The 8,668-nt window shown below is 28.4% G+C and carries 7 protein-coding genes; all 7 read left to right on the forward strand.

Annotation, left to right across the window (positions count from 1 at the left end; genetic code table 11):
• Positions 1-1,266 (forward strand): hypothetical protein (locus I4U58_RS10865; protein WP_195931368.1); only part of this gene is annotated, 1,266 nt, incomplete at its 5' end.
• 196 nt (positions 1,267-1,462) lie between these two features.
• Positions 1,463-1,684, forward strand: coding sequence for a hypothetical protein (locus I4U58_RS10870; RefSeq protein ID WP_195931369.1), 222 nt, complete (start codon positions 1,463-1,465; stop codon positions 1,682-1,684).
• A 129-nt stretch (positions 1,685-1,813) separates the two neighbouring features.
• Positions 1,814-2,575: a HAMP domain-containing sensor histidine kinase gene (locus tag I4U58_RS10875; protein ID WP_195931370.1), complete on the forward strand. Its 762-nt coding sequence runs from the start codon at positions 1,814-1,816 to the stop codon at positions 2,573-2,575.
• 110 nt (positions 2,576-2,685) lie between these two features.
• Positions 2,686-2,895, forward strand: a complete 210-nt coding sequence (locus tag I4U58_RS10880) for a hypothetical protein (RefSeq protein WP_195931371.1) — start codon at positions 2,686-2,688, stop codon at positions 2,893-2,895.
• A 12-nt stretch (positions 2,896-2,907) separates the two neighbouring features.
• Positions 2,908-6,222 (forward strand): bifunctional germination protease/germinant receptor pseudoprotease CspBA, encoded by a 3,315-nt coding sequence (gene cspBA / locus I4U58_RS10885; protein ID WP_195931372.1) that lies wholly within the window; start codon positions 2,908-2,910, stop codon positions 6,220-6,222.
• A 51-nt stretch (positions 6,223-6,273) separates the two neighbouring features.
• Complete coding sequence (gene cspC / locus I4U58_RS10890) at positions 6,274-7,971, forward strand: bile acid germinant receptor pseudoprotease CspC (RefSeq protein WP_195931373.1); 1,698 nt, start codon at positions 6,274-6,276, stop codon at positions 7,969-7,971.
• 94 nt (positions 7,972-8,065) lie between these two features.
• Positions 8,066-8,299: a DUF3787 domain-containing protein gene (locus I4U58_RS10895; RefSeq protein ID WP_243269615.1), complete on the forward strand. Its 234-nt coding sequence runs from the start codon at positions 8,066-8,068 to the stop codon at positions 8,297-8,299.
• Positions 8,300-8,668: the final 369 nt, after the last annotated feature.

Raw genomic sequence — 8,668 nt, forward strand, 5'->3', positions numbered from 1 at the left:
ATTCCCCTTCTATTTATTTCACAATATTATTTTTTTAAGCTTGGAATATTTGAACCACAAATAAAAGGAATTGAGGTAAATGCAGTAAAAGGGAAGTACATAAAAGATATAGATAAGTATGTTATCAAATTGAATAAAGGAGTTGTATTTTCAGCTGGTGATTATGTGAAATTTCCATCATATGCAAAAGATCCAGTAGTTGAATTTAAAAGTCTAGACGAAGATAATAAAGTAGAAATAAGAGACAACTCTAAAAATATTAAAAATACTGTCAAAATAACAGGGAAAAAAGAAGGACTTACATCTATCGCAATAGTTCAAAATAATAAAATATTAAAGCGATTTAACATATTAGTAGTAAATCCTAAAGTTGTCAACTTAAATGCAGAAATAGATGGAGATTTAAAATATGTAGGTGATATGGCAAGTATAAAGGACTATGTAGAAGTAGACTTTGATAGATTCAACGAAGAATACAAAGTTGAATATAAAAGTTCTAATGAAGATGTATTAAAAGTAGATGATAATAAAATTTATGCTGTAGGTGTTGGAAATGCAACAATTACAGCAAGAGCAGATTTTAAAGAAGAATCATTTAAATATAATATAGTTGCAAAATTAAAAAGTATAAGTGTTAAGAAAAACATAAGTCTAGATATTGGAGAAACAACAACTATACAAGCATCTGTTACAACAGAGCCTCAAAATTTAAAAACACCAAAAGTAAAATATGCGTTTGCAGAAAATAAGCTACCAGTACAGAGAAAAATAAGATTAGATAGCAATGGTCAAATTGTAGGTATTAGAGAAGGCGTAGAAAAACTAGTAGTATCATGTGGAAGTGGTGAAAATAAAGTTAAAAAATATGTATATATCACAGTAAAAGAAATTAGCATAGAAGATAAGGCTGTCGAAGGATTTTATTTAAGTTATTATTTTATGGAAGATGATTTGGTACTAAATTTAGAATGGGATGAAATGAATGATGCACAAACATATGAAGTATATATAAAAGATAATAAATTAGAAAATAGTGACTATGAATTAGTAAAAACTATAGATAAAGACAATATTACAAAACGAGATGGCAAAATAAACGAAAAAATTACACTTGATTCTAAAAAATCGAAAGAATTTGACTATGATATATATGTAGTTGCACGTAATAAAAATCAAGTCTCACAAAAAAGTAAAATTTATAAAGTAGAAAACAGTGAAAATAGCGATGATTCAGAGAAGACTGATTCAGATAATGATTCAAATTAAATTTTAATTATTATAATAAAAAATATAATAGCAAAATAGAATTAACATATTTTGTAAAAAAACATAAAAAATACTTTTTTTGTGTTATAATCAGAATGAATAAGTAAACTTATATAAAACTAGTCTGTTTCAAAATATAAATATTTCATATATGGGGATTATGTAGGACATTATAACTAATAGGGGGATTTAGGTTGTGTGTAATTATAAAAATATATTATTAAAAAGTCCGACACCATTGGTAATAGTTGAATTCCAAAATAATCATGCGATTATAACGGAATCAAATGTAGCATATAAATCAGTTATAACAGAATCAGCTTCTTACATTATAGAAGAGATTATAACTGACTGTATAGTAAATTCTAACTCTAGACAAATAAAAATAGAGCAAAACTTCTATAATTTACAAATATAAAAAATAGATGAATGTAAATTTAGTGTTTGGTTTTATAAGATAGAGTGTAACTCTAAAAATATAAATGAAAAGTCATCAACTGACATAACAAATATAAGGAATTATTATAATTGGGATAAGGGAGAAGTTATGTGTTTTATATCACATGAAATAAAAAATCCTTTAAATATGATATTGGCTACTATGCAACTTATAGAAAAGAAAGCTGAGAAAAATATATATCCAAAAGATATTTTACAGCATGTAGAATTAGTTAAAAGAAATTCATTTAGAATTATGAAGATAGTAAATGATTTATCATCAAAATCAAAAATAGAATTAGGATATGAAACATTTAATCCTACTAACCAGGACATTGTTTATTTTGTAGAGGATATATGTGAGTCTGTAAGAGATTTTGTAAATATAAATGAGATGAATATTATATTTGACACAGATATTGAAGAATTAGTGGTGGGATTTGATTCGGAAAAGATTGAAAAAATAGTACTAAATCTTATTTCTAACTCTCTAAAATTTAGAAAGAAAAAAGATGGTATAGTACTTGTTTCATTAAGTCATGATAAAGACTTTGTATATATAAAGGTTAAGGATAATGGCATAGGAATATCTAAAGAAAATGCAAAGAGAATATTCAAAATATTTGAAAGAGTCAATGATAAGAGAAGCATTGTCAAACAAGGCACAGGAGTTGGACTTTCTTTAGTAAAGACTTTTGCCAAATTACACAATGGCTCTGTATCTGTAAAAAGTAAACTAGGACAAGGGAGTGAATTTACCGTAAAAATAGCAAATACATTAACAAGTAAAGACGAAACGCAAGATGAATATGAATTGACAAAAGATGAAAGAATACAAAATATAAGAGTAGCTTTTTCAGATTTACATTAAATTTTAAATATTTAATATATAAACAACAAAACAGATTATTACCTAGATTAGGTATAATCTGTTTTTTTTACGAATAATATTAACAAAAAGATTAGATAGGGGTAATTTTTGTGATAAAAAGAGCAAAGAGAATTAATGAATTGAGTGTAAAGCTTGCTGAAGAAGCATATAAAGCATATACAGGAAAAAAAGATTACAAGAGAGCTTTAGAGATATATAGTATGCTCGCTACTTATGAGTGTATTCCAAAAAATATATCCAATTATTCTAAAAATATGATGTCTAGACTAGGGAAAAAGATAAAAGAAAACAACAAATAAAATTTGATTGGGGTGATTAATATAGAATACGAAATAATTGTGAAATACAATGGAGATATATTAAAACTAGAAGACGAATTGAATGTAAGTATCGAGATATTAAACGACAATTTTGCAATTATAACATCAACTGATCCAAGTTTATTTGAAGGACTATTAGATTATAAGGAAATAGAATATATAGAAAGACCGTTTATATTAGAAACACAAGATGACCAGAGTTTTTCTAGGTCAGGAATAACTGCTTTTAAAAATAGAACTAATTTAACTGGAAAGGGAACATTAATAGGACTTATAGATTCGGGAATAGATTATACACTTCCGATATTTAGAGATGCTTTAGGCAATTCAAAAATACTTTATTATTGGGACCAAGCATTAGGGAACAGTCCTCCAGAAGGATTTACACAGGGAACTTTATATACAAATTCAGATATAAATGAAGCTATAAACGGAAATAAATATATACCAATATCTATTACAGCTATGCATGGAACACATGTAGCTTCTATTTGTGCTCAAATTGCTACAAATGCACAATTTATAGTGGTGAGAGTTGGAAATAGACAGACTGATGTATACTCTAGAAGTACAGAGTTTATGAGAGCGATTAAGTTTGTATTGGATAGAGCCTTAGATGAAGATAAACCAATTGCTATTAATATTAGTTATGGGACAAATGAAGGTTCACATAGAGGAGAATCATTATTTGAACAATATATAGATGATATGTGTCTATATTGGAAAAATAATATAGTCGTAGCAGCTGGTAATAACGGCAATAAGGGGGGACATAAAAGGATAGATTTAAATATAGAAAATCAAAATACTGTTGAATTTGTGGTGGGGGAAAGTGAAACAGTACTCAATATAAATATTTGGCCAAATTTTGCAGATATATTCTCAATAACAATAGTTGACCCATCTAATAATTCTTCACAAAGCATTTCTGTAGAAAATAGTGAAGTATCAAACAATATAAGAGGGACTCTTATAACAGGTGTTTTTTATGAAATCATGCCTTATTCAATTCAAAGAAGAATAACTATTAGGCTCAGCTCTAATAATCAAATTACGCCAGGAATATGGAAAATTGAGTTTACAAAAATTGAAATTGTGGATGGAAGAGTAGACTTATACCTTCCGACATCAGAAGGATTAAGTCCAGATACTAGATTTTTATCTCCAAGCGCTATATTAACAGTAACAGTTCCTGGAACAACAAGTAGAGTAATAACTGTCGGAAGTTATAATGCTAGAACAGATGTTGTATCTTCATTTTCTGGAAGGGGAGATACAAGTATGGGAATTTTAAAACCAGATATCTTGGCACCAGGGGAAAATATATTAGGTTACTTAAGTGGAGGGACAATTGGGGCGCTTACTGGAACAAGTATGGCAACTCCACATGTAACAGGATGTTGTGCCTTACTTATGGAGTGGGGTATAGTTCAAAAAAATGATGTCTATTTATATTCTCAAAAATTAAAAGCATTGCTACTTCAAAATGCAAGACGAAGTACAAATGGTGTATATCCTTCAGATTCAAACGGATATGGATTTTTAGATATGTCAGATATTTATTTTAACAGAGAATTTAGAAACTTAGATGAAATAATAAGTTTAGATAAAAAATCAAATAACAAATTAAATTTATATAAAAGGCAAGTAGATCCATATATCAATTCAGCAGTTGTATATTTTAATAATGAAGCAGCATTTTATGATAGTTTATCAAATTTAAATATAGAAAATTATTTTAGAAAACTTAGTGATAATAGTGGAATCTTTTCAGGACTAGATATACAAACTATATTTCCACAGCAGTTTTTTAATATTCCAGAGGTAATAAGCTTTGAAAGTTTACTGGAAATGAGTTTGTTATCAGAAGTATCTTCAAGTTCATCAAGCGGATTTTTTGTAAACGAAGATGAAAATATAAATTATATAAAAAACAACCCAAATTTGAATTTAACAGGACGAAATATAATAATTGCTGTTGCGGATAGTGGAATAGATTATCTACACCCAGATTTTATAAATGCAGATGGAACGAGTAAAATTCTTTATTTATGGGACCAAGGTGTAGAAGGCAACCCACCAGAGGGATTTTACTTTGGAACAGAATATACAAAAGAAGATATAAATAGGGCAATTAGTGAAAATGATAGGAGTTTATCAACTGATGATGTTGGAAGTGGGACATTAATAAGCGGAATTTGCGCAGGGCTTGGTAGAGAAAACCCACAATATGAAGGGATTGCAAAAGATAGTGAACTTATAGTTATAAAATTAGGAAAAATAGATAATAGATATAATAATGCATATTACTACATGGCACGAGATTATGCTAGAAAGAAAGCAAGAGAATTAGAAAGACCGCTTATAATAAATACATCAGTAGGTGCAAATAGCGATTTAGGATTTATAAACAGGGCAACACAGTCTACAATATGGTATCAATATGGCGAATGTGAAGTAGCGGGAATCGGTAATGAGGGGAACACCCAAACCCATGCAAGTGGCAAGATATCTATCTCGGGTGAAACCCAAACAATTGAAATTGAAATCGAAGAAGAAGAGGATTTTTTAAAAATTGAAGTTTGGATTTGTCGTCCAGATAGAGTAAATATAAAAGTAGTTTCGCCAACAGGAGAAGAAAGCAAAGATATAGGATTAGGTTATTATAAAGAAGAATATGGACTTTTTAATTTTGAAAATACAAGTTACGCTATCTTTTATATATTCCCAACTTCTTATTCTGGGCAAGAATTTATAATAATAAATTTATTTAATGCTACTCCAGGAATTTGGAAAATTAACTTAACAGGAGTATATATAAATAGCGGTTGTTATAATGCATATCTTCCAAATAAAAAGTTGATAAACAATGGTACAAGATTTATTGAATCTAATCCTTTTTATACAACGAATTTTCCAGCAGTAGACAGAAATATATTTACAGTTGGCGCATACGACATGATAAATATGTCTATGTGGCCACAATCTTCAAGAGGACCTAATATAAGAGATATACAAAAACCAAATATAGTTGCACCTGGAGTAAATATAATATCATCTTATCCAAACAATAGATATGGAACAATAACTGGTACAGCAGCTGCAGCGGCATTTGCATCTGGTGTAGCAGCGCTATTTTTCCAATATGTAACTCAAAATAATCAATATAAACGACAAGGATTTAGCCAAAGTATTTACACATTCTTTGAGCTTGGAGCAGATAGAGAAGAAGGAGTACAATATCCGAATTTTATACAAGGATATGGACTTTTAAATGCTAGAAAGATTTTTGAAATATTTAGATAGATATAAAACTTATGATGAAAATAAAAATAATTCAATTATAAGGAGAAAGAAATGCCTATATTAAATAGTGAAATAAAATCTTATAATATAATTTATACTGGAAGAAAAGAGAGCTTAATAGAATCTCTTATTAATAATAATATAACGCAGTATATCTTTCTAAATGATTTATTGCTTGTCATATATGTAGGAAATGATTTTAATGAAAATATATTTGATAGGATAAATCAGATAGTATGGTGGGAATCTCCATACTCAATGAGTTCGTTAATAAATATAACAGATAATTTGTCACAAGGAGTTCCCATATTACAAGCTACTGATATGTCTAATATGAGTAATAATTTATATAATAGATTGCAAGGCGAAGGAAGCATAGTAGCGATTATAGATTCAGGAATAGATTATTTAAATCAGGATTTTATAAATGAAGATGGAAGCAGTAAAATTCTTTATTTATGGGATCAAGAAAGTGATTATGGCTCTCCACCAGATAATATGTTATTTGGAAGTGAATACAATAAAGAACAGTTAAATGAAGCTATAGCAAATAATAATGCAGATTTAAGCAGAGATGAAATTGGAACTGGAACTATGGCAGCGGGAATTGTGGTTTCGGAAGGAAAAAATAATCCTGCTTATAGAGGAATTGCACCAAAAGCTGAGCTTATAGTAATCAAGTTGAGAAGTTATATATCTCTTTTTAAAGAGGGTAGAATAAATTATAAAAATACAGATTTTTTAGTTGCAATATCATATATAATCCAAAAATTTAAAGAAATAAACCGTCCTATAATACTTAATTTTACATTAGGGACAACATCAGGAAGAGATATTTCACAAACTTTATTAAATACATTTAATGAATTATATCAATCGGGATTTATATTAGTAAGTGGAGCCGGAAATCAAGGAAATACAGATATACACTATTCAGGTAATGTCTCTAGTGGAAATTCAGTAGATATTAATTTTCAAGTTGGAGACGATAAAAACCTAACAATATTAGTCGATGGATATAAAGTCGATAGATTTAATTTAGCTTTAATTTCTCCATTTGGAGAAATCAGCACAACGGTGACATATAGTCCAAATTTTAATTTATATAGAGGTAAATTTAACTTAGAAGATGTCATATATAGTATCTCATATAGCTATCCATGGATTTCTACAGGTTCGATGCAGATATCTATAAATTTAGAAAATGTTTATTCGGGAATTTGGGCTTTGAGAATTACAGGTGCAGATATTATAAATGGAAATTTTGATGCCTATCTTCCGAATAAAAATTTAATATCTCAAGACACTAGATTTATAGATAGCGATTCTAACTCGACGATAACGAGATATGGACTTTTAAGAGAGGTAATAACAGTAGGAACATACAATACAAAATCAAATAGCATGTGGATTGGCTCATCAAAAGGGCCCGCAACAGGAGCTGATTTTATATTAGACATAGTTGCGCCAGGAGTAGATATAATATCAAATTATATAAATAATACTTTTAATACGGGGACAGGAACAGGAATAAGCAGCTCCGTAACATGCGCAGTTATTGCTTTATTGATTGAATTTATAGTAAAAGAAACAGATTTTTATAGGTTATCAATATACAGTGAACCTATAAAAACATATTTGATGCTTGGTGCAACACAAAAATCAATATACACATATCCTAATACATCATATGGATATGGAATTTTAAATTACCAAAACACACTAGAACGTATATCTGAAAATTTATAAATTAAAAAATATGCGTTTTACATCAAATTATTCATTATGCATTTATAATTCTTTTTTGGATAAAATAAGACAAAAAGAATTGGGAGGTGTAATTTTGTCAAAAGATAATATAAATTACAGCAAAGAATGTTATAGCGAACATGGTGTAAATCGCCAACTAAGTGGGAGAAGAAATAAAAGATTACATTCAAATGTGTGTTTAAATAATGGCTACACAGCAGCTTATTCAGACCAAGCATATGTAGATCCAGAAACTAATGTAACTGCACCATCTGAGGTACAAACTGAAGAGGCGAAAAATTGGGTAGATAATGGCAGCAAACTATAATATATGAAATGAAAAAGAGTAAACTACTGTTTGCTCTTTTTTATTTTATAATTAGATTTAAATTGATAAGTAAAATTATATATAAAAATAAAATTATAAGTTGACATTTTGTGGTAAAAGACTACAATTACAATATAAATATTTTTAAATGGAGGAAAATACAATGAAAGGAATTAGAAGAGAATTTACAAAATTATATAGCTATCTATACTTTATATTCTGGGGCTTTTATTTTAGCGCTGGATACTTCTACTGCAAAAATATAAAAAGTAAATCTTTTCTAGGGAGTTCATATTTGACTTGCATTTAAATTAAAATTTTAAATTAGCCAAATAATGTTATATTTATGATAAAAAAGAGAACTCTGAA

This window comes from Clostridium sp. 1001270J_160509_D11 (assembly GCF_015667935.1).
GTDB lineage: Bacteria > Bacillota > Clostridia > Peptostreptococcales > Peptostreptococcaceae > Intestinibacter.